At 59.1% G+C, this 21,285-nt stretch carries 26 protein-coding genes and 1 pseudogene; 24 read left to right on the top strand and 3 right to left on the bottom strand.

What is annotated here, in order from left to right; all coding sequences use genetic code 11:
* The first annotated feature begins 7 nt into the window (after positions 1 to 7).
* The 8 genes from GM658_RS14355 (at position 8) to GM658_RS14320 (ending at position 8,418) form a co-directional block, all read left to right on the top strand.
* Entirely contained in the window at positions 8 to 736 is a 729-nt protein-coding gene (locus GM658_RS14355) for a P-loop NTPase family protein (RefSeq protein ID WP_155454733.1), read from the top strand.
* Positions 736 to 1,155, top strand: a complete 420-nt coding sequence (locus tag GM658_RS14350) for a hypothetical protein (RefSeq protein ID WP_155454732.1) — start codon at positions 736 to 738, stop codon at positions 1,153 to 1,155. Before GM658_RS14355 ends, GM658_RS14350 begins: the two co-directional genes overlap by 1 nt.
* Positions 1,156 to 1,320: 165 nt before the next feature.
* Entirely contained in the window at positions 1,321 to 1,638 is a 318-nt protein-coding gene (locus GM658_RS14345; RefSeq protein WP_155454731.1) for an ArsR/SmtB family transcription factor, read from the top strand.
* Positions 1,635 to 2,651, top strand: a complete 1,017-nt coding sequence (locus GM658_RS14340; protein ID WP_155454730.1) for a cation diffusion facilitator family transporter — start codon at positions 1,635 to 1,637, stop codon at positions 2,649 to 2,651. Before GM658_RS14345 ends, GM658_RS14340 begins: the two co-directional genes overlap by 4 nt.
* A gap of 192 nt (positions 2,652 to 2,843) precedes the next feature.
* Complete coding sequence (locus GM658_RS14335) at positions 2,844 to 4,115, top strand: dicarboxylate/amino acid:cation symporter (protein WP_155454729.1); 1,272 nt, start codon at positions 2,844 to 2,846, stop codon at positions 4,113 to 4,115.
* A gap of 25 nt (positions 4,116 to 4,140) precedes the next feature.
* A complete protein-coding gene (locus tag GM658_RS14330; protein ID WP_155454728.1) occupies positions 4,141 to 5,229 on the top strand; it encodes a porin in 1,089 nt (362 codons plus the stop codon).
* Between the two features lie 25 nt (positions 5,230 to 5,254).
* Complete coding sequence (locus GM658_RS29870) at positions 5,255 to 7,099, top strand: sensor histidine kinase (RefSeq protein WP_155454727.1); 1,845 nt, start codon at positions 5,255 to 5,257, stop codon at positions 7,097 to 7,099.
* Positions 7,096 to 8,418: a sigma-54-dependent transcriptional regulator gene (locus GM658_RS14320; RefSeq protein WP_155454726.1), complete on the top strand. Its 1,323-nt coding sequence runs from the start codon at positions 7,096 to 7,098 to the stop codon at positions 8,416 to 8,418. The genes GM658_RS29870 and GM658_RS14320 overlap by 4 nt, the downstream gene beginning before the upstream one ends.
* Before the next feature lies 1 nt (position 8,419).
* Here the strand turns inward: GM658_RS14320 and GM658_RS14315 are convergent, their stop codons facing one another.
* Positions 8,420 to 8,920 carry an FKBP-type peptidyl-prolyl cis-trans isomerase gene (locus tag GM658_RS14315; RefSeq protein ID WP_155454725.1) on the bottom strand — a complete coding sequence of 167 codons (501 nt, stop codon included), beginning with the start codon at positions 8,918 to 8,920 and terminating at the stop codon, positions 8,420 to 8,422.
* Between the two features lie 33 nt (positions 8,921 to 8,953).
* Here GM658_RS14315 and thpR point away from each other — a divergent pair, with 33 nt between their 5' ends.
* A complete protein-coding gene (gene thpR, locus GM658_RS14310) occupies positions 8,954 to 9,463 on the top strand; it encodes an RNA 2',3'-cyclic phosphodiesterase (protein WP_155454724.1) in 510 nt (169 codons plus the stop codon).
* Positions 9,464 to 9,469: 6 nt separating this feature from the next.
* On the opposite strand, the gene tcdA is transcribed toward thpR, so the two are convergent.
* Positions 9,470 to 10,321 (bottom strand): tRNA cyclic N6-threonylcarbamoyladenosine(37) synthase TcdA, encoded by an 852-nt coding sequence (gene tcdA / locus GM658_RS14305; protein ID WP_155454723.1) that lies wholly within the window; start codon positions 10,319 to 10,321, stop codon positions 9,470 to 9,472.
* A 63-nt stretch (positions 10,322 to 10,384) separates the two neighbouring features.
* Here tcdA and pdxH point away from each other — a divergent pair, with 63 nt between their 5' ends.
* From pdxH to GM658_RS28880, 8 genes and pseudogenes are all read left to right on the top strand, one after another.
* The gene (gene pdxH, locus GM658_RS14300; RefSeq protein ID WP_155454722.1) at positions 10,385 to 11,572 is read left to right on the top strand and encodes a pyridoxamine 5'-phosphate oxidase; all 1,188 of its coding nucleotides are present in this window, start codon (positions 10,385 to 10,387) and stop codon (positions 11,570 to 11,572) included.
* A gap of 30 nt (positions 11,573 to 11,602) precedes the next feature.
* On the top strand, positions 11,603 to 12,808 hold the full coding sequence (locus tag GM658_RS14295; RefSeq protein ID WP_155454721.1) for a class I SAM-dependent methyltransferase: 1,206 nt from the start codon (positions 11,603 to 11,605) through the stop codon (positions 12,806 to 12,808).
* A gap of 74 nt (positions 12,809 to 12,882) precedes the next feature.
* Positions 12,883 to 13,395 carry a GNAT family N-acetyltransferase gene (locus tag GM658_RS14290; RefSeq protein ID WP_155454720.1) on the top strand — a complete coding sequence of 171 codons (513 nt, stop codon included), beginning with the start codon at positions 12,883 to 12,885 and terminating at the stop codon, positions 13,393 to 13,395.
* A gap of 814 nt (positions 13,396 to 14,209) precedes the next feature.
* Positions 14,210 to 14,614, top strand: coding sequence for an Imm51 family immunity protein (locus GM658_RS14285; RefSeq protein ID WP_155454719.1), 405 nt, complete (start codon positions 14,210 to 14,212; stop codon positions 14,612 to 14,614).
* A gap of 160 nt (positions 14,615 to 14,774) precedes the next feature.
* Positions 14,775 to 15,521, top strand: coding sequence for a transposase (locus GM658_RS29325; RefSeq protein WP_229416901.1), 747 nt, complete (start codon positions 14,775 to 14,777; stop codon positions 15,519 to 15,521).
* Between the two features lie 12 nt (positions 15,522 to 15,533).
* Positions 15,534 to 16,067: pseudogene (locus GM658_RS29320) on the top strand (IS1182 family transposase); the annotation flags it as partial.
* A gap of 36 nt (positions 16,068 to 16,103) precedes the next feature.
* Positions 16,104 to 16,310 (top strand): transposase, encoded by a 207-nt coding sequence (locus GM658_RS29315; RefSeq protein WP_229416900.1) that lies wholly within the window; start codon positions 16,104 to 16,106, stop codon positions 16,308 to 16,310.
* 460 nt (positions 16,311 to 16,770) lie between these two features.
* Positions 16,771 to 17,076: a hypothetical protein gene (locus GM658_RS28880; protein WP_170298799.1), complete on the top strand. Its 306-nt coding sequence runs from the start codon at positions 16,771 to 16,773 to the stop codon at positions 17,074 to 17,076.
* A 44-nt stretch (positions 17,077 to 17,120) separates the two neighbouring features.
* On the opposite strand, the gene GM658_RS29535 is transcribed toward GM658_RS28880, so the two are convergent.
* Complete coding sequence (locus tag GM658_RS29535) at positions 17,121 to 17,255, bottom strand: hypothetical protein (RefSeq protein ID WP_267874977.1); 135 nt, start codon at positions 17,253 to 17,255, stop codon at positions 17,121 to 17,123.
* 561 nt (positions 17,256 to 17,816) lie between these two features.
* Between GM658_RS29535 and GM658_RS14275 the strand changes: the two genes are divergently transcribed.
* The 7 genes from GM658_RS14275 to GM658_RS14245 all read left to right on the top strand — a co-directional run bounded on the left by GM658_RS14275 (position 17,817) and on the right by GM658_RS14245 (position 21,256).
* The gene (locus GM658_RS14275; RefSeq protein ID WP_170298798.1) at positions 17,817 to 18,281 is read left to right on the top strand and encodes a hypothetical protein; all 465 of its coding nucleotides are present in this window, start codon (positions 17,817 to 17,819) and stop codon (positions 18,279 to 18,281) included.
* Positions 18,282 to 18,361: 80 nt separating this feature from the next.
* Positions 18,362 to 18,877 (top strand): hypothetical protein, encoded by a 516-nt coding sequence (locus tag GM658_RS14270; RefSeq protein ID WP_170298797.1) that lies wholly within the window; start codon positions 18,362 to 18,364, stop codon positions 18,875 to 18,877.
* Between the two features lie 104 nt (positions 18,878 to 18,981).
* The gene (locus tag GM658_RS14265; protein ID WP_155454716.1) at positions 18,982 to 19,458 is read left to right on the top strand and encodes a DUF4844 domain-containing protein; all 477 of its coding nucleotides are present in this window, start codon (positions 18,982 to 18,984) and stop codon (positions 19,456 to 19,458) included.
* A 74-nt stretch (positions 19,459 to 19,532) separates the two neighbouring features.
* Complete coding sequence (locus tag GM658_RS14260; RefSeq protein WP_155454715.1) at positions 19,533 to 19,772, top strand: hypothetical protein; 240 nt, start codon at positions 19,533 to 19,535, stop codon at positions 19,770 to 19,772.
* A gap of 275 nt (positions 19,773 to 20,047) precedes the next feature.
* Complete coding sequence (locus GM658_RS14255; protein ID WP_155454714.1) at positions 20,048 to 20,197, top strand: hypothetical protein; 150 nt, start codon at positions 20,048 to 20,050, stop codon at positions 20,195 to 20,197.
* 230 nt (positions 20,198 to 20,427) lie between these two features.
* Entirely contained in the window at positions 20,428 to 20,766 is a 339-nt protein-coding gene (locus GM658_RS14250; protein WP_155454713.1) for a hypothetical protein, read from the top strand.
* Positions 20,767 to 20,830: 64 nt separating this feature from the next.
* Entirely contained in the window at positions 20,831 to 21,256 is a 426-nt protein-coding gene (locus GM658_RS14245; protein ID WP_155454712.1) for a hypothetical protein, read from the top strand.
* The last annotated feature ends 29 nt before the right edge of the window (positions 21,257 to 21,285 follow it).

Here is a 21,285-nt window from a genome sequence, read left to right as displayed (position 1 = left end):
AGCATCAATGCAAAACACGGTTCACTTCGTCCTGCAAGGCAAGGGCGGTATCGGCAAGACGTATGTATCGACCATTCTCGCGCAATGGCTGCAAGCCAAGAGCGAGACCCCGCTGCGCTGTTACGACACCGACCAGGAAAACACCACCTTCTCGCGCTACAAGGCGCTGGACGTGAAGCATGTGCCGGTGATGACCGAATCGCGCACCATCGACCCCAAGCGCTTTGACGCGCTGATGATCGACATCCTGGAAGAAGACGGCAACTGCGTGATCGACAACGGCGCCAACACCTTCTCGCCGCTGATGGCCTACCTGATTGAGAACGACTGCTTCAACCTGCTGGAAGAGTCGGGGCGCAAGGTCTACATCCACACCATCGTCGGCGGCGGCGATACGCTGCACGATACGGCGATGGGCTTCGTGACGACCGCCAAATCGACCCAGGTGCCGCTGGTGCTGTGGGAGAACGAGCATTTCGGGCTGCTGCAATCGGCATCCGGCAAATCCTTCCTCGAATCGCAGACCTATTCGGACAACTCGCAGCGCGTGCGCGGGCGCGTGGTGCTGAGCGCGCGCAATGCCGATACTTTCGGCGCCGACGTGAAGAAGATGAATACCGGCCGCTTGACGGTGGATGAAGTGAAGGCCAGCGATAAATTCAATGTGATGGAAAAGCAGCGCATCAAGGTCGTGTTCCGCGACCTGTTCGAACAACTCGACCTGGTGAACTGGTAATGGCCCTCGATCCGCAGAAGCTGCGCTTGCATGTGTTTGAAAAGACCGGCATCAAGGTGGATGTCGATGATCCGATTTTTGCGCTGGTGGCGCTGAATGAGGCTGTGCTGGAGGAGGCGGTCGAACGGCACCTGGCGCGGCTGGATGGTGCGCATGCGCCGGCTGCGGCGACCGGCGCCGCTTACGTGCCGCCACCGGGCGCCCGTCCTATCCCTACCTCTCACGAACCGTTCTCGCGGCGCGAACTGCGCCTGCTGGCTGCAGCGGCCGGCGTGGCGGTGCTCACTGCTGCGCTGGTGCTGATCGGGCAGGCCATTTTCAGCAAGCCCGCGGGTATCCCGCCAGCAAAGCTGGAACGTGCGCTGCAGACTCTCGATGCCAAGACCCGCGCTGCCTTTGAAGCTGAGTTAACCCGGTAAACCAGGGTCTGACCCAAGGGTCAGACCCGCCTGCTCGCCGGCCAACCATATTTTTAAGCCGCTCACTTCGCTTATGCGGGTCAGACGAGACGGCCACCCGGCTTGGGTCTGACCCTGGTTTACCGGTTTGTGCTAACATATGAATACCTATTCACTTGTTTTGCCATGGCTATCTATCCTGACAACGACGCTTCCGTCGCCGAACTGGCGGATTTGTTCCACCTGCTGGGCGACCCAACCCGACTGCGTATCGTGCTGGCCTGCCTGGAACGGCCGATCGCGGTGAGCGACATCGCCGGCTCGCTGCAACTGAGCTCCTCCCTGGTCAGCCACCACCTGCGCCTGCTGCGCGGGGCGCGTATCGTCAAGTCCGAACGCCAGGGCAAGCAAGTCTTCTATTCCACTGCCGATGCCCATATCAGCGGTGTCCTGCGCGATATGCTGGAGCACATCGCAGAACCATCCAACGGTAACGAACAATGAGCGCGCACCACCATCACGGCCATGGCCACGATCACGGCCACCATCACCACCATCATGGCGACCCCGGCCACGGGCGCGCCTTCGCCATTGCGATCACGCTGAATGCGGTGTTCGTCGCCATCGAGTTCTTCTACGGCTTCCTGGCCAATTCCACGGCGCTGATGGCCGACGCGGGACATAACCTGTCCGACGTGCTGGGACTGATGCTCGCCTGGGGCGCGGCCATGCTGGCCAAGCGCCAGCCTTCCGGCCGCTATACCTACGGCCTGCGCAGCAGCTCGATCCTGGCCGCGCTGTTCAACGGCATGCTGCTGATGGCGGCGACCGGGGCCATCGCCTGGGGCGCGGTCGAACAGTTGCTGGCGCCGCATCCTGTGCAAGGGCTGACCGTGTCGGTGGTGGCAGGCATCGGCATCGCTGTCAACGGCATCTCGGCCTGGCTGTTCATGAGCGGCAGCAAGGATGACATCAATATCCGCGGCGCCTACCTGCACCTGGCGGCCGATGCGGCGATTTCGCTGGGCGTGCTGGTTGCCGGTTTGCTGGTGTCCTATACCGGCTGGGCGTGGATCGACCCCGCTGTGTCGCTGCTCATCGTGGTGCTGATCATGAAGAGCACCTGGTCGCTGCTGCGCGAGGCGCTCGATATGACGCTGGGCGCCGTGCCCGGCAATGTGGATGCAACCGAAGTGGAAATCTTCCTGCTGGCCCGTCCGGGCGTCAGCGGTGTGCATGACCTGCATATCTGGTCGATGTCCACCACCGACGTGGCGCTGACTTGCCATCTCGTGATGCCGGGCGGTTATCCCGGCGACGAGGCGATCGATGCGATTGCGCGCGGGCTGAAGGAGCAGTTCGGTATTCAACACACAACCTTGCAATCCGAACAAGGCACCACCCAGCACGAGTGCAGCCTGCACGGCCATAGCCATGCGCAGGAAAGCGTGAGCGGCGCCACATGCGGGCACGATCATGACCATGAACATGGCCATGACCACGGCCACAAGCACTAAGTCCAAAAACCCATAATCACCTACCCAGGCCGTCCAATATTTGGGACGGCCTTGTTGCTCGTTAGCATTGATTAACGCAGCGACCATGTTATAAATCAACAACTTACCGGAATCCGCACAGCAGGCACAGCGCTTGCTGATGTGTCCGGACCCCGCCTGACGCGCGGGGACCTGACAACAACGGAGACCGGTATGCAAAAGAAGCGCCCCCTCACCCTATACATCCTGTTCGCGATGCTGCTTGGCATCGCCGTCGGCTACGCCTGCAACACGGTATTCCCTGACAAAAAACTCACCGCCGACATTTCGGCCCACATCTCGCTGGTGACCGACATCTTCCTGCGCCTGATCAAGATGATCATCGCGCTGCTGGTGTTCTCCACCCTGACCACCGGCATCGCCAACCTGAGCGATGGCAAGGCCGCCGGCCGCATCGGCGCCAAGGCCTTTGCCTGGTTCATCGTCGCCTCGCTGTGTTCGCTGGCCCTGGGCATGCTGCTGTCGAACCTGATGCAGCTGGGCACCCACCTCGGCCTGCCGCTGCCAGCCATCGACGCCAGCACCGGCCTGAAGACCTCCGCCTTCACGCTGAAAGACTTCGTCAGCCACGTGGTGCCGAAGTCGCCGATCGAGGCCATGGCCAATAACGAAATCCTGCAGGTGCTGGTGTTCTCCATCTTCTTCGGCTCCGCGCTGGGCGCGCTGGGCGAATCCGGCAAGAAGCTGCTGGACGTGATCGACCAGCTGGCGCAAGTGATGCTGCGCATGACTGGCGCCATCATGAGCCTGGCGCCGCTGGCAGTGTTTGCCGCCATGGCTTCGGTGGTGACCACCAATGGCCTGGGCATCCTGGCCACCTTCGCCAAGTTCATGGGCGGCTTCTATCTGGGCCTGTTCTGCCTGTGGGTCTTGCTGATCGGCGCCGGTTTCGCCGTGCTGGGTCCGCGCGTGCTGCGCCTGGTGGGCCTGATCCGCGAACCATTCCTGCTGGCCTTTTCCACCGCCAGCTCGGAAGCGGCCTATCCAAAACTGCTGGTGGCGCTGGACAAGTTCGGCGTGCAGCGCCGTATCTCCAGCTTCGTGCTGCCGATGGGCTATTCCTTCAACCTGGACGGCTCGATGATGTATTGCACCTTCGCCGTGCTGTTCATCGCCCAGGCCTACGGCATCGATCTCTCGCTGGGCACCCAGATCACCATGCTGCTGCTGTTGATGCTGACCTCGAAAGGCATGGCCGGCGTGCCGCGTGCTTCGCTGGTGGTGATTGCCGCCACCCTGACCCAATTCCACATTCCCGAAGCCGGCCTGCTGCTGCTGATGGGCGTGGATCAATTCCTCGACATGGGCCGTTCCGCCACCAATGCCGTCGGCAACGCCGTTGCCACCGCCGTGGTCGCCAAGTGGGAAGGCGCATTGGGCGAGGAAGCAGAAACCGACGAGCACACCTATATCCGTGCCGCATAAGAAAACACAATCACAGGAGAACCACATGAAATACACTACCGCAACCCTGCTGGCCCTGGCTTGCTGCAGCGCGCATGCCCAATCCAACGTGGCAATCTACGGCGTGGTGGACGCCGGCCTGGTGCTGGAACGCGGCACGCCCGCCGGCAATACCAGCAATGTGAGCAGCGGCGTCGCCTCCGGCTCGCGGCTCGGCTTCAAAGGTACCGAAGACCTGGGCAATGGCCTGTCGGCCGGCTTCGTGGTCGAAAGCGGCTTCGGCATCGACACCGGCGCATCCGGCCAGGGCGGACTGACTTTCGGCCGCCAGTCGTTCGTATCTTTGAGCAGCAACACGCTCGGCACCATCAGCGCCGGCCGCCAGTATTCGCCTTACTACAAGCTGCTGCGCGATATCGGCGACCCGTTCAGCGACGGCCTGGCAGGCCAGGCGCCCAACCTGATGGTGCCCAACCGCCGCATGGACAACTCGCTGGTCTACGCTTCGCCAACGCTGGCTGGCTGGTCGGCCGGACTGGCTTACAGCGCCGGCGAAGTGGCAGGCGACATGACCCGCAAGCGCGCCCTGAGCGGCGCCATCAACTACGAACAGGGACCGCTGAATGTGGGCCTGGCGCACTTCCGCCGCGAAAGCGCCACCGCCGCACAGCATGCCTACAACACCTTGCTGGCGGCGCGCTACAAGCTGGGTAATTACACCCTGCACGCTGCCTTCGCCGACAACCGCGGCATGGGCACGGTAGGCGGCGGCGGCACCAGCCTGCTGGCCGGTGGCGGCTCCGGGACGATCACCACTGCGACCACCGTCATCACCAACGCCACCGTCGGCACACCCGGCGCATCCAGCCGCGACGTGGTGCTGGGCCTGTGCGCCAATTTCGGCCCGCACAGCTTTGCCGGCTCCGTGGTGCAGCACCTGGACCGCAGCCCGGCCAACCAGGATGCGCGCCAATACGGCGTCGCCTACCTGTACGCCTTGTCCAAGCGCACCGACCTGTACACTGCCTTCGCCCGTATCAACGGCCGCAACGGCGCTCCCTTCACGGTCGGCAACGCTACCGACGACGGCAAAGGCCATTCCGCTTTTAACCTGGGGTTGCGTCACTTGCTGTAACCGAGGTTTGCTATAGTTGGCCTTGATGCCAGCCCAAACAGAATCCTCCGCACCATTCCAGGCGCAGCCGCGCCCGCAGCCGCACGTCCGTACCCTGCTCGGACTCGTGCTGCTGGCGGGCCTGGCGCTGCCTTACCTCGCCTATTGGTGGGCCCACCAGCTCAGCGCCGAGCATTTGCGCGCTGCAGGCGCCCAGCGGCTGGAGGTGTACGCCACCAGCCTGGAAAACCTGCTCGACAAGTACGACCTGGTGCCGCGCATGCTGGAGCTGGACAAGGATGTGATCCAGCTGCTGGAACATCCCGGCGACGAAGATGCGCGCAACGCCGTCAACGAGTACCTGGAAGGGCTGAACAAGAAGGCCGAGTCCAGCAATATCTACATCGTCAACCTGCAAGGCCGTACCCAGGCCGCCAGCAACTGGCGCCAGCCGGACAGCTTTATCGGCGACGACGTCAACTTCCGGCCGTATATCCGCAATGCGCTGCGCGGCCGCCCCGGCGGCTTTTACGGCGTGGGCACCACCAGCCGCGAGCCCGGCTACTTCTACGCCCATGGCATCTACAAGGATGGCCGCATGCTGGGCGTGGCAGCGATCAAGGTCAGCATCGAAAGCCAGCAGCTGAGCTGGACCCAGGGTGACGACAAGGTTGCGCTGGTGGATGCGAACGGGGTGGTCTTCCTGAGCTCCGAACCGGAATGGAAATTCAAGACCTTGAAGCCGCTCACGGCCAGCGCGCGCGCCGAGCTGGCACAGACCCGCCAGTATTTCGGGGAGCCGCTGCCTGCCTTGACCCTGGCGCATGACGAGGCGCTGGCCAACGGCGACCGCCTGCTGGCCATTCGTGACGGCGCCGTGCGCCATACAGGCATGCCGCCACTGATGCTGACGCAGACCCGTTCCCTTTCCCCCCGCGATTGGACCTTCATCTACCTGTCCGACCTGAATTCGGCGCGCGGCAACGCCAGCCTGGCCTTCCTGTTCGCGCTGCTGGGCTATGGCTTCCTGATCCTGCTGTTCATGTACTGGCGCCAGCGCCTGCGCTCCAAGGAAGAACTGGAACGCATGGTGGCCGAGCGTACCGCCAGCCTGGCGCGCATGACCGAGGACCTGAGCAAGGAAGTGGATGTGCGCCGCCAGGCCGAGCAGCAGCTGCAGATCACGCAGAGCGAGCTGTTCCAGGCCGGTAAGCTCGCCGTGCTGGGTCAGATGTCGGCCAGCATCACGCACGAACTGAACCAGCCGCTGACGGCGCTGCGCACCATGTCCGACAATGCCGTGCTGCTGTTCGAACGCGGCCGCATGGACGATGTGCGCAACAACCTGAAGACCATTTCGCAGGTGGTGGCGCGCATGGGCACCATCACCGGCAAGCTGAAAGGCTTCGCCCGCAAATCGAATGCGGAGCTGGGTCCTGTGTCGATCCACACCTCGGTCTCCAACGCCCTGGTGCTGGTGGAACGCCGCCTGCAGCTGGAGAAGATCAGCTTCCAGCTGCGCATCGACCAGGCCGACATCTACGCCCTGTGCGACAGCAACCGGCTGGAGCAAGTGCTGCTCAACCTGATGACCAATGCCATCGACTCCATGGCCGGCTGCGCAGTGCGCGAGCTGCACCTGACCGTGAGCAGCAAGGGCGAGCGCGTGCTGATCCGTGTGTGCGACAGCGGCCCCGGCCTGACCGACGAAGCGCGCGAACGCCTGTTCGAACCCTTCTACACGTCCAAACCGCAGGGCGAAGGCCTCGGCCTCGGCCTTGCCATCTCAGAACAAATCATCCGCGATTTCGGCGGAAGCTTGAAAGCGGAACAGGCGAGCGCCGGCGCCTGCTTCGTGATTGAATTAAAAGCCGCGCAGGAGACATCATGAACGACATACAAGTGCTGCTGGTGGAAGACGACCCGACCGTGCGCGCCGGCAGCGAGCAGGCACTGGAGCTGGCCGATTTCACGGTAAGCAGCTATGAAAGCGCCGAGCCGGTAGCCCAACAACTGAAAGCAAACAGCGCAGCCGTCCTGGTCAGCGACGTGCGACTGCCCGGCATGAGCGGCCTGGACCTGCTGGCTGCCGCACGCGCCATCGATCCCGACCTGCCGGTGATCCTGGTCACCGGCCACGGCGACATCTCCATGGCGGTGCAAGCCATGCACGACGGCGCTTATGATTTCCTGGAAAAGCCCTACTCTTCCGAGCAGCTGGCCGAGGTAGTGCGGCGCGCCGCCGACAAGCGCCGCCTGCAGCTGGAAGTGCGCGCCCTGCGCCAGAAACTCGAACACAGTGAAGGCATCGACGCCTGCCTGCTGGGCAACACGCCCGCCATGCAAGCCCTGCGGCGCGTGATCCTGGACGTGGCCAGCCAGCCGGCCGACGTATTGATCTACGGCGAAACCGGTACCGGCAAGGAACTGGTGGCGCGCTGCCTGCACCAGTTCAGCGAGCGTAGCAAATACAACTACGTGCCCGTCAATTGCGGCGCCATCCCGGAGACTATTTTCGAGAGCGAGCTGTTCGGTCACGAGCAAGGCGCTTTTACCGGCGCGGCCAAGCGCCAGGTGGGCAAGATCGAACATGCCGACCGCGGCACCCTGTTCCTGGACGAGATTGAAAGCCTGCCGCTGGCGATGCAGGTCAAGCTGCTGCGCGTGCTGCAGGAGCGCTCGATCCAGCGCCTGGGCTCGAACACGCCGGTGCCGCTGAACGTGCGCGTGATTGCCGCATCCAAGGAAGACTTGAAGGATTTTTCGGACGAAGGCAAATTCCGCCCCGACCTGTATTACCGGCTGAACCTGATCGTGCTGCACATCCCGCCCCTGCGCGAACGGCGCGAAGACATTCCGCTGCTGTTCGAGCACTTCATGCTGGACGCGGCGGCGCGCTACAAGCGCCCTTGCCCGCAAGTGCCGGCCGCGCAAATGCAACAGCTGATGGCGCAGGACTGGCCCGGCAATGTGCGTGAACTGCGCAATGCCGCCGACCGCTTTGTGCTGGGGCTGTCCGCCAGCGCGGAAAGCGCGGCGCCGGCGACGCTGGCTGACCAGGTCGGCGCCTTCGAGCGCATGCTGATCGAACAAGCGCTGCGCGCTTCCGGCGGCAGTGTGGCCGCGGCATGCACCGCGCTGGGCCTGCCGAAACAGACCCTGTACCACAAGATGCAGAAGTACGGCCTGACGGCCGAAGACTACCGCTGACTTACTTTACATCCATCAGCTCGACGTCGAAGATCAGCGCCGAGTTGGCCGGGATGCCTGGCTGGGCCTTTGGACCGTAAGCCATGTCCGCCGGGATGATCAGGGTGCGCTTGCCGCCCACCTTCATGCCAACGATGCCCTGGTCCCAGCCCTTGATGACGCGGCCGGTGCCGATCTGGAAGTCCAGCGGCTCGCCGCGCGGTATCGAGCTGTCGAACTGGCGGCCGTGGTGGTTCTTGGCCAGCGGACGGTACAGCCAGCCGGTGTAGTGCATGTAGACGGTATTGCCGACGTTGGCTTCCGCGCCCTTGCCGATCTTGGTATCGATGACGATCAGCTTTTCAGCGGCAGGACCCGGCTGGGCGGAGCCCGGCACAATCGGTGCAGGCTGCTCGGTCGAAGCGGCCGGCTGAGCCTGGGCTGGGGCTTGGGTGGTGTCTTGAGCTTGCGCCACGCCAGCGGCAGCGCACAGGAATGCGAACAGGATCGAAGTGCGTTTCATGTATATTTTCTACGTGGTGTTAAGGCGGCTGACATGATAGCAAATCAACCCGCGCATAAACTGTTTTTTGCGTTGTGGCCGGATCCTGCGGCGCGGCAGGCCTTGGTGCGCTTGCAGCAAGCGGTGCGCGGGAGGCTGATTCCTCCAGAGAAACTGCACCTGACCATGGCGTTTCTGGGGCGGCAACCGGCGCAGTCGCTGCCGGTGTTGCTGGAGATTCTGGAGGGGATGCCGGCTGTTGCATTGCGGCTGTCGATCGATTGTTATGGGTATTTCAAGCGGCCGCAGATTGCCTGGGCAGGGCCGAGTGCGCCGCCGGCTGCGTTATTGGCATTGCAGTCCGGTCTGATGGAACGGCTGGTTGCGGCCGGCTTCAGCGCGGCGACGCATGGGGAGTTCAGGCCGCATATCACTTTGGCACGGGAGGCGAACGAGGCGCCAGGGGAGTTTGGCTTTGAACCGGTGGTGTGGAATGTTTCCGGACTCTCGCTGGTCGAGTCAATGTCCGATGGGCGTTACTTGCCAATCGCGCAAACCCGGTAACCAGTGTCAGACACTCGTGTCTGACACTGGTTTACCGGTTTCAGTCTGCTCAGCCAACTTCCGCAGCAAATGCCCCGCCGCCACCATCCCGAACGTCGCCGTCACCACCATCGCAGAGCCAAACCCCGCGCAGTTGATCCCAGTAACACCTGCCTTCTTCTCATCCCCATCAACGGAACAAGCCTCACCCGATTCGGGAAACTTCAGCGGCTCCATAGAGAACACCGCGTCCACCCCCAGCTTATTCTTCGAATTCGGCGGATAGTTAAACTGGCTGCGCAAGCGGCGCCGCACCTTCTTCAGCAAAGGCTCCTGCTCCGTCTTGGACAAATCCCGCACCTCAATCCGCGTAGGATCCGTCTGCCCGCCAGCGCTCCCGATCACGATCAAAGGAATCTGCCTGGTCCGGCAATAGTGGATCAGCGCTGTCTTCGACTGGGCCGAATCAATCGCATCCACCACATAATCAAAGTGATGCGCCCCCACCATCTCATCCAGGTTATCGGGCGTGATGAAATCCTCCACCTGCACCACCTCGCAGAAGGGATTGATCTGCTTGATCCGCTCCGCCAGCGCCGAAATCTTGGCCATGCCGATCGTGCCAGACAGCGCCTGGATCTGCCGATTGATGTTCGACTCAGCCACGTTATCCAGGTCAATCAGCGTCAGCTTGCCGATCGCCGAGCGCGCCAACGCCTCCACAATCCACGAGCCCACCCCGCCCACACCAATCACGCAGACATGTGCTCCACGGAAACGTGTCAAGGCTTTTTCGCCGTACAGGCGGGCAATGCCGCCGAAACGGCGGTCAAAATCGATATCTTCCAGAACTGGATCAATTATTTGCGGGGAATTCATCCCGTTATTTTAGCCGAGCCGGGCTACAATGTTTTCTCTTGCCAAGACCACCAGACCCGCACCATGAGCAATTCCTTGATCGATACCGCGCCAGGCTATGACCAGCCGATCGCCGTCCTGAAGCACTGCCACGACAAGATCCGCAAGCAGTTGAAGACCCTGGAGAACCTGCTGAGCCATCTGCCCCAGCACGGCGCCGACGCTGCCGCCCAGCAAGCTGCCCAAGCCGTGCAAAAGTACTTCAACAAGGCCGCCCACCTGCACCACGCGGATGAGGAAAACGACCTCTTCCCCCTTCTGAACGCCGCCGCCCAGGGCGAAGACGCCGCCCTGCTGGCTCAGCTTTGCCCGCAGATCCTCGCACAGCACAAGCAAATGGATCAGGACTGGGCTATACTCGATTCGCAACTTGATAAGATTGCCAACGGATCCAGCGCAGCCCTGAATGCTGCCGACGTAGAGTGCTTCGTGCAAGCCTATACCTCGCATATGGAAACCGAAGAGGCGCACATCGCGCCCATGGCCAAACGGATACTCAGTCCCGCCCAGATGACGATTCTGGGTGAGGCCATGCAGCAGCGCCGCGGCATCCTGCCGGCGGCCATCGCCGGCGGAATCGCCCTGGCGGACCTGCGCATGGATTATGGCCGCGCCAGCCTGTCGGAATCCGACACCCTGGCCGACCCGATTGCGCAGTTTGCCAAGTGGTTCAATGAAGCCATGAAGGCGCAGGTGAACGAGCCTAACGCGATGAGCGTGGCGACGGTGGGCAGCGACGGCCGCCCCAGTTCGCGCATCGTGCTGATCAAGCAGTACGACGAACGCGGCTTCACCTGGTACACCAATTACCAGAGCCAAAAAGGCCAGCAACTCGCGGAAAACCCGCACGCGGCAATCCTCTTCTTCTGGCCCGAGCTGGAGCGCCAGGTGCGGATCGAAGGCCGGGTGGAAAAGACGTCGGCGGAAGACAGCGACAAGTACTTCTACAGCCGTCCGGTAAAGAGCCAGCTGGCGGCGATCGCTTCGCAGCAAAGCCGCCCGGTAGCCAGCCGCGAGCAGATGGAACAGCAGTACGCCGCCGTGGAGGCGGCCAGCGGCGAGCAGCCGCACAGGCCCGAGCACTGGGGCGGTTACCGCCTGGTGCCGGAGCGCGTGGAATTCTGGCAAGGGCGCGCCTCGCGCTTCCATGACAGGATAGTCTATGAACTGCAGGCGGACTCGAGCTGGAAAAAGGAACGCATCCAGCCCTGATCCCGCCTGTAACAGGGAAGGGGCAGGCGCATGTTTGTACAAAACCGCATCAACAGCTGGATCAGCAGCATTGCCCCGCAAGTCGCACTCCCCCTGAGAATAGAACTGTGGAACGGCCGCAGCTTCGACTTCTCGCAAGAAGCGCCGCGCGTGACGATCCGCGTCCCAAGCCCGTCCGCGGCGCGCTACCTGCTCAAGCCCTCCCTCTCCAGCCTCGGCACCGCCTATGTGGAAGGCGCCATTGAAGTGACCGGGCGCGCGGTGGACATGATCAAGGTGGTCAACGCCCTGGCGCGCAGTTCGCTGAAAGATACGGGCAGTCTGGCCCGCATTGCGCGAACATTCCACCACAACCGCAAGGAAGACGCGGAAGCGATCCGCTACCACTACGACGTCTCCAACGAGTTCTACCAGCAGTTCCTCGACCCGAACATGGTGTATTCCTGCGCCTATTTCGAAAACGGCGACGAAGACCTGGCAACCGCGCAAATCAAGAAGATCGACCACATCCTGGCCAAGATCCAGCTCAAGCCGGGACAGACACTGCTCGATATCGGCTGCGGCTGGGGTGCGCTCGTGATCCGCGCCGCACAGAAGTACGGTGTCCGCTGCGTTGGCATCACTTTGAGCGAAAACCAGCACGCGCTGGCGCAGGAACGCGTGCGCGCCGCCGGCCTCGATCATCTGGTTGAAATCCGCCTGCAGGATTACCGCGACGTGAAAGGCAGCTTCGACCGCATTACCAGCGTCGGCATGTTTGAGCATGTGGGCGTGAAGCACCTTGTGGAGTACTTCGGAATTATCAACAAGCTGCTGGCCGACGACGGACTGGTGATGAACCACGGGATCACGTCCACCGATCCGGACAACGGCGAAACACCTTATGGCGGTGGCGAGTTCATCGAGAAGTATGTCTTCCCGCACGGCGAATTGGCTCACGTCGGCCAGGTGCTGCGCGCCATGCAGGAGGGGCAGCTGGAAGCGTACGACGTAGAAAACCTGCGCCGCCACTACGCCCGCACCTGCGCCATCTGGACTGAAAATTTTGAAGAACACGAAGAGAAGGTGCGCGAGCTCGCGGGGGACAAGCGCTTCCGCATCTGGCATGTGTACCTGGCCGGCTGCGCCTATGCATTCGACCAGGACTGGATCAGCCTTTACCAGATCGTATGCGGCAAGTCCGGACGTCATCCCTCTTCATTACCCTGGTCACGCCAATACATGTACAACAAGTAGGCGATCGCTTAGGATGCCGTAATGACCACCCTTCGCGACAGGCGCCCGCACGCCTTCGACCAGGCATTCAAGGAATGGAAACCAAAGTACAGCTATTAAGCGCCGAAGACGCCGCGCAATATCGCGCGCTGATGTTGCACGGCTACGAGCACGAACCGGATGCCTTCACCTCCGAACCGGATGAACGCGCCGGCTTGCCGCTCTCCTGGTGGGAGCAACGAATTAAAAGTCCACATACCGTCGCATTCGGCGCTTTCGCCGGCGGCGAGTTGGTAGGCTGTGTTGCGCTGGAGTTTTCGACCAGACCAAAGACCAGGCACAAGGCTCATCTGATTGGCATGTACGTGCTGGATGCGTGGCGCGGAAAAGGGCTGGGCCGGCAGTTGGTGGAACTCGCCCTCGGCTATGCCAGCCAACGGTCTGGCATTGAAGTCGTCACATTGACGGTCACCGAAGGAAATGCCGCGGCCATTGCGCTATACGAGGCCGCAGGCTTCCACAGCTTTGGCGTAGAGCCAATGGCGATGCGGACCCCTGATGCTTACAAGGCCAAAGTCCACATGTGGCGGCAGCTGTCTGTCCGGTAGACGGAGGCCTCCTGAGCGCGGCGCCGCGAGAATTCACCACGAATCTTCTTTGCGAACGTTAGGCAGTTTTATTCCGCAGAATCGCGAGCGAGCGTTAGAGCGGCAGCATCTCGTTGATATTAGGCGTCGTGATAAAATTTGCAAAAACGTCAATTTGACGTCCACTTCACGTTAGACTCGATGCATACGCCAACTCCACGAGAAGCTAAAGCACATGGACCTGTGCGCGCCCAGGCGCTGCTTGATTTGGGCTGGACGCTCAAACACGAGTTCAAAGACGAGGATGGCGAAACCTGCGAATGGTATTTTGTATGGGAACTTCCTTCCGAACCCAAATCGGTTTCGCCTTCTTCTTACGGGGCTTGAGCCATGATACATTTCGGCCTAACACTTAATTCAAGCGGACGCCGTGCCGGCGCCGCTTAACCCGCACGTTGGGCTGAATAATGAAGTGGAATGATTGGGCCCTGGTGGCAGCTTTGATTGTGTTACCTTTCGTTGGGCTGCGCCACCGGCGCTGGTTCGTGCGGTGCTGCTTGACTCTGTTGGCAAGCATTTTTTGGGGCGCGCTTTTTGCGGGCGCTATTGGGCGGCTACTTGGAATTCTGGGTGATCCTCGCCTGCTTCTCGTGGGCCTTCCGGTGTCTATTGCAATCGGAGTATTCTTCTGGCGTCGATCCGATAAAGTGGTGGAGCAGCACTTTGACTAACTACTTCATGCCCAACCTCTTAATCAACCGGACGGCTTACGCGCTGCGCGCTACAGTCGCCGGTTATCGTGCACGTTGGACTTCTTCCGCTAACTAGATCAACTATGCAAATCGCGAAACTTGACTGGGCCATTCCAAAGAACATCTCCGAAATCGTAGCTGCCGAGGAGATGTGGGAAGATGAACGATGGTCTCCGCTTCTCTTAACGGTAATAGGCGGAACTAGCTACAAGGGCAGAGATATACCGTTGTCGTGGCAAATCGAATTTGAGCCGTCCGATGAATTGTTCGATGAAGCAAATCAAAAGATTGAGGCGCTTGGCGTTGAGCCAGATGGATACGGGTGGGCTAATGTAATAGCTAGCGTTGTCGCGAAATATCACCCGGAACTCGCCGACGAATTGCAGTTCGGTGACACAGAGGAAGACGCCTGCGTAGTTTGGGTTGAGTCTGAGGAATCGTGTCAAACGTTAATGTACGTCATTTGGTCACTGGTTCATGATCACTAAGGTCGCTCTCTTGCACTGTCGCATATCGGTCCAACCATTCGCTCCAGCGGACGGCTTCGCCGCCGCTGAGCACGCACGTTGAGGCTGTATTTTTAGTCCTCAAGTAAACGACAAGCCAAGCTAGCGCGTTGAACCCCCCATGCAATTCATGGAGCTTGCAATGGCGCGCTACAAGGTTGTTGACCGCTGTCCGAGATTCCTCCCCATCGTCCTAGATGCCCGCCTGCTTCCTGGTAGCTTCGAATTCGCTCTGGACTACCTCATCGATCACGAGCTTGACCTATCGGCGCTAGGCGAGCGCTATCGCAACGACGCCAACGGCGCGCCAGCCTATGACCCTGCGGTCATGCTCAAGATCATCCTCCTTGCCTACAGCCGTGGCATGGTCTCCAGCCGCGCCATTGAGCGCGCCTGCCGTGAGAACGTGCTGTTCATGGCGATCTCCGGTGATAGCGCGCCCCAGTTCACCACCATCGCCAAATTCATCCGCGAGCTGAATTCACAGATCGCAGAACTATTCACACAAGTCCTGCTCACCTGTGATGCCCAAGGACTGATAGGCCGTCAGGTGTTCGCCATCGACGGCGTAAAGCTACCTAGCAACGCATCCAAGCAACGCAGCGGCACCCATGCCGAATTGGCACACAGCGCACAGAGAATGGAACGCGCCGTCAAAGAAATGCTAACGGCGCACCAAGGCCAGGACAATCGTCTCACCACCGATGACGAAGGCACGAATCAAGCGAGGCAGCAGCGCCGGATCGAAAGCCTGCAAAGCGAAGCGCACCGCATCCGCTCTTTTCTCGCTGCAAAGCCAGAGCGAAAAAGCGACAAAGGCAGCATTCGCAAGAGCAACGTCACGGATAACGAAAGCGCCAAAATGGCGACATCGAAAGGAGTCATCTAAGGCTACACCGCCGTAGCGGCGGTCGACAGCCTGTACCAAGTGATCGTAGCGGCTGCGGCGCATGGTTCGGGCAGTGAGCAGAACGCTCTGATGCCGACCGTCCGTGCCACCGATTCACTTCGTGCCCCGCTAACCATCATCACGGCCGATGCGGGCTATCACAGCGAAGCCAACCTGCGCGAGCTGCACAACGCAGGCATTCCGGCGATGATTGCCGATGGCCTGATGCGCCGCCGCGATGAACGCTTCAAAGGACAGGAGAAGTACAAGAATAAACCCGATCCGCTTTACGACAAACGCGCAGCGCAGCAAACCAAGCGAGCAGGCCACTTCCGGCCGGACGACTTCCAGCTTGATGAGAGCACCAATACCTGCATCTGCCCAGCCGGGGAGCGCTTGTATAGCAACGGCACGAACTGCACCGTCAACGGCAGGCAGCACCACAAGTTCACCGGCGCCAAGCAAAGCGGCGTGCCATGTACGTTGCGGGATAAGTGCTTACGCCATCCGGAGCGAACTAAGGTTCGGCAGGTGGCGTTCTTCTGAAAGGGCCAGGCATCGCCACTTACCTACACACAGCGCATGCGGCAGGCCATCGATACGCCGCGCGGACGTGCCATATACAGCCAGCGCATGGCGACCGTGGAGCCGGTCTTTGCCAACCTGCGATTCAACAAGCGGCTCGACCGCTTCACCTTGCGGGGGCAGCCCAAGGTGAACACGCAATGGCAGCTTTACTGCCTGGTGCACAACATAGAAAAACTTGCGCGGAGTGGCTACGCGGTCTGAAAGGTAATTAGCAGGCTATTTCTCGCCTTTTCTTGCCTTAAATGCAGCGTTTGGGGCAAACTGCTGGAATGTTTAAAAAATCAACTGAGCTGAAACGAAGAATCAAGACTTGGGGCGCTGCTGTGCGCCAAATCGGGGTTTTTCTACAGCCTCGTTAGGTTCGTTATGAGTCTGCGCCCCATTGATCGGAAGCTGCTTGCCTCATTCATTGAATACGCGGCAAACGGAGTTGTAACGAACGCCGAGTGGAGCCGCTTCGCGGTCAATCACTATGTAGATAATTTGATGGAAGATGCCCGTGTAGAATGCGTTCGAATTTTTTGCGCCAACCCAGATCCACAGACGCTGGGGGTTGAAGATCGACAACGATTACACCAATTGGCGAGGCGGCTTCGTGATTCGACCTAACCTCCTAATCCAGCGGACGCCTGACGGCGCCGCTGATCATGCACGTTAGCCTATGACCCTTCACGAATTGGTCGAGAGACTTGCTGACCTTTCTGAGGATGCGACGTTATTCGTTGAGCGAATAGACGGGTCGTTCACTCCCTTGTCACGGGCTGCTCAAGTTGTCATCCCTGAAGAAATGACCGCTAAGCCTATTCGAGAGGTCGCGGCTCAACTAGCCCCGGGCCTTGAATACTTCTTGGAGGTTTTTATTATTCGAGAGGTACTAGAAGATTGGATTGAAAATACCGTTGGGAGCAGACCGTCGCTGGAACAGGCTCTTGAGAGAGTTATTTACTATGCTGAAAATGACGCCTAGCCAATTCCCTATTCTGGCTAACACAGCAGTCAGCTGGACTGCCTTCACGCTGCGCGTTCCGACAGCCAGTTACTTTGCACGTTATGCCCCGCTTTGACTTTGACATTGATGCGCGCTTCTGCCACTTCGCTTAGCTCTTGGCCCACCGTCAAATCGGCCAGCGTGACTTGCGGTGGCATTTGGGCCGCTGGCAGCGCCGCCTTATGCAGCAATGGTTGGCAGTTGCGGTATGCTGCTGTTCGCGTCGGCGCTATCGCGGACGCAATAGCAGTGGCGCTTTCGTGGCAAGTTCACGCGCGTCGCATAACATTTCGTTCGAGCGGACGCGCTAAAGCGCACCGCTCAACTCAACGTTGGGCGAACTAACATGCGCAGCGTCGATATATTCTTCAACCTATGTTTACTGGTCTTCTGCTTGTTGTTTGTGTTGAATTGGGGAGGACTGATTAGCTCGATCATTCTGCGTAGGACGTATTCCTTTGCGCCACCGTTCATTGCGGGATTCGCTGCATGCGTTGCGCTCGCGTTTCATTCGAATGATCTTTTCAGATCATTGTTTTGGGTTCCGCTGATCTTCGACCCAAGTATTGGCTTCGTGCTTGTTATGACACTATGGCAGTTTATTCGGGCTCGAAAGATATGATGATTGAGCGAGAATTGCCCAACATTGCAGTCAACTGGACTGCCTCCACGCTGCGCGTTCCGGCAGCTAGTTACTTGTCACGTTGGGCCCGACAAATATGAATCTTTCATTGAGACTACTTACTGCGGTCTTTTCTTTCCTTGTCGGGGTTAATGCCCTGGCTGATGAGTCTCGCCCAAGCGGGCCTTCGAAACCCACCCATTCTGAGTATTTTGTGTCTGTCGGGGCTGGTGTGATTCAGAATCGGGAGGACCCGACTTCGACTTTCGTAATCGCGTTGGCCCCGAATAAGCCTTTGCCACCAAATTCGACACTGCTCATTGAATTCGAAAATCCTTCAAATCCAGAGTCTCCTTTCGTGGTCGTAGACAAGCTTGACGAAAAAGGCGAGTTACATGCTCGGTCACCGAAGGTTGATCGCATTTATAACAAGCGTGCCTACCTCGTTCGAACGAAGTTGATTGGCGAAGGGCAGAAAATTCTCTCTATACATGACCAATGGATTTGGTTCGAGTTGCCGAAGGAATTGCGAAATGGCTATGCAACTAATATCGTTGACTAATTCGCCCAACCATTCCGTCAACCGGACCACTGCATCGCTACGTGCTGCAGCGTCCGGTTACGTCCAACGTTAGTCTCTCTATGCGCCGAAACATTCTTGCCGCTTTCATTGGATTAGCTTCCTTGGTAGCGTTTGCGTTTTGCTTCATCGAGAAAGTCGATGACGGATTTATCATCGTCGTCGGTCAGCACGTCGTAGACCCAATCGGAGAAATGCACGTTGCCGTGACCCGAATCAGTAGAGACTGCACTCGTGTATTGCGACGTCCTACGAACTCCCCCCTGGTCGAATCGTTGAAGAAGTTCATTGATGGAGAAACGGCGGACGAAAAATCCATTCCTCGTGCGGCATGGACGTCAGGGGATTGGATACTAATTGAGTCGGATTTCGTCAACCGTGAGCCCGCTATCATTCTGTTAAGACATGACGGCAAATCTCAATATTTAGTTACCGCCACCTACGGAGGTACGGCGGCTCCCTTTAATGATGTTCAGGCCATACATGAATACTTCCGCAAGTCGGCACCGGCCGCACCGGCACAACTGCTTTACTGTTACGAACCCGTCGGGGCACCTTTCAACAGTGCATTCGAATGACCATTTACTAACTGATAGAATGGCCTAACTTTGCAGTCCACTGGACTGCCTCCGTGCTGCGCACTCCGGCAGCCAGTGACTTTGAACGTTGGGCCGACAGCTAAATGTCAACGATTCTGAAGATTATTTTCGCCTTTGTGGGTGTGATTGCCTTGGTCGTCGCCGTTGGCGTCACTGGACTCTCGTTCTATCTTTGGCCGACCTCCGTTGGTGACGGCGCTATTGCTGTTACGCCGCAGACTATGGAGGCGCTAACTCGACTCCGCGGAGAACGGAAGTTCGTGGCGGATCAATCCAACCTATATTTTGGCGCCCCCAATGAGACCGTGCGCCTATCGGCGCAGCGCTCTGTAGACGTGCTCTTGGATTCACTGGTCTCGGAACTGCCGAAGAACCCAAAGCGCTCTATGGTCCTGGCAAAGTTCAAAGCTGCTATGGAATCATTTTCAGTTTCAGAGTCAGAGGAACGAGATCAGTTTCTGGTCTACTTGCAACGCATCATGAGAGTACTTGGCATGCCGAGCTCCGGTGAACTGATGAACGTCTGGCGCTACGGCTTTCCCTATGGCTGGTTTTTCTAAGCCCAACCATTCCGTCAACCGGACCTTCGCATCGCTGCGCGCTGCTACGGCCGGTTGCGTCCAACGTTCGGCGTATGGAACTCCACATCATTTACACTGAAACGGATATGCTCCTATCCAAGGTCCATTTCAATTCGTGGCGCGAGGTTCAGGACCAATATCCCGACTATCAGGCTTCGCTTGGCCCGTGGGCACCTGAGGCGGTGATTGATTATCTGGCGTTCGACTACCCAAATCTTGCTCCTTCGGCTGCTACGCAGGTAGCTGCAGTGCTTGCTGGCGAAAGCCCAATCCATGTGCTCACCTTCAAATGACGCAATTGGCCGAACAATTCATTCAACCGGACACGCTAAAGCGCGCCGGTTAATTCAAGCACGTTGGACCACGCGCTAATTTATGAATCGCACTTCGCCCACTTCGCTTCACGTTCGAGCCGCTGGCAAATCCGCCAGCCCGGCTCGCGGTGGCGCTTGGGCCGTCGGCAAATCGAATTCAGCATCAAGCGCTCGCTTTATCGGCTGGCCGCTTGCCGCCGCGCGCGCATTCGCGGACACGCTGGTGGCTTCGCATTCATTGCAAGTTCACGGGCTTGTCCAACCTTCCAGTCAACCGGATGGCTACGGCGCTGCGCGCTTCCGCCGCCGGTTACCAGCACGTTGACCATCGCTTTGAACATGATGCACGCTTCGACTCCTACGCTCGGCACCTGGGCCGCTGGCAAATCTGCCAGTGCGGCTGATGTCGGTGTTTGGGCCATCAGCTCCACGCAGTTCTGTGGCAGGGGCCAGCATACGAGGTTTGCCGCCGTTCGTGCGAGCGCGTTCGCGGACACGTTGTCGTCTGAGCCTTCGCGGCCAATTCACGCGCGTGGCCAACACTTCATTCAACCGGACGTTGGGCATTGATATAGAAAACAATACATGTCCGCAGCGATTAGGTATTTTTCGAAGCAACGCTTAGAGAGCGACAATGGATAACGTGGCTGTAATTGTTCTTGTTGTTGGTGGAATTGCGTACGCAGCTTACGCTATCCCTGTCATTTTCCAGTTCTTGGCATACTGCGAGCGTGTTGCCGCTGCCTCTGGCAGAACTAAAGAAAACGCCAGTTTGATTAATCAGGACGACGGAGGGCTCAACACGTTCCAGTGTGAGCAATTCTGTATGCTTCGAAGCGGCGAGTTTATGAATTTCGGCGACTCTGCACTCATCAATCTAGGTGCAATTGTTGCGCGAAAACTTAAAGTGTCATTCTGGGGTGCCGTGCTATTGATTCTTTCTGCGGCCGCCGCAGACATATGTGCAAAATGAGCCCAACCTTTCATTCCGGCGGAACGCCTGCGGTGCCCGCTGAATTCTCACGTTAGGGGACCCTATGCGCGGTACTGCTCTAAAATTTGCGTTGGTGTTTTTAATGTCCGCCTTGCCTTTTTCTTCCATGGGTTCAGTTCCACCCGAGATCGTTGAATTGACGCCGACGAATATGAAGTCTCTGGGCTTCGCTTATTCTTTATCTCGATCCGGCGAAAGCACTGAATTTGAACTGGAATTCCCGGCAGCAGTAGGTGCCAACTTGACGCCGCATTCTTCGCAACTGGAAACTAAGAGTTTGGGTGGCGAAACAATTCAGAACTCGACGCTCTGGGTAGGAACAGCGCATCGCTATGTGCAAAGCAAGTTCAAGCATACTCAGTTCGATATTTCGATTTCTGTGTTCTTTTGCAGGCAACCTGGATCGAACTCTTGTAAGGAGTTCCGGCTTAGTTCACTTTCAAAGCTCCCTCCGCGAGCTAAGCCCTAACACGGCAGTCAACTGGACTGCCTCCACGC

This window comes from Massilia eburnea (assembly GCF_009720745.1).
Lineage (GTDB): Bacteria > Pseudomonadota > Gammaproteobacteria > Burkholderiales > Burkholderiaceae_D > Rugamonas > Rugamonas eburnea.
Note: the sequence above shows the minus strand (reverse complement) of the source record. Positions and strands in the feature narration are given on the sequence as shown.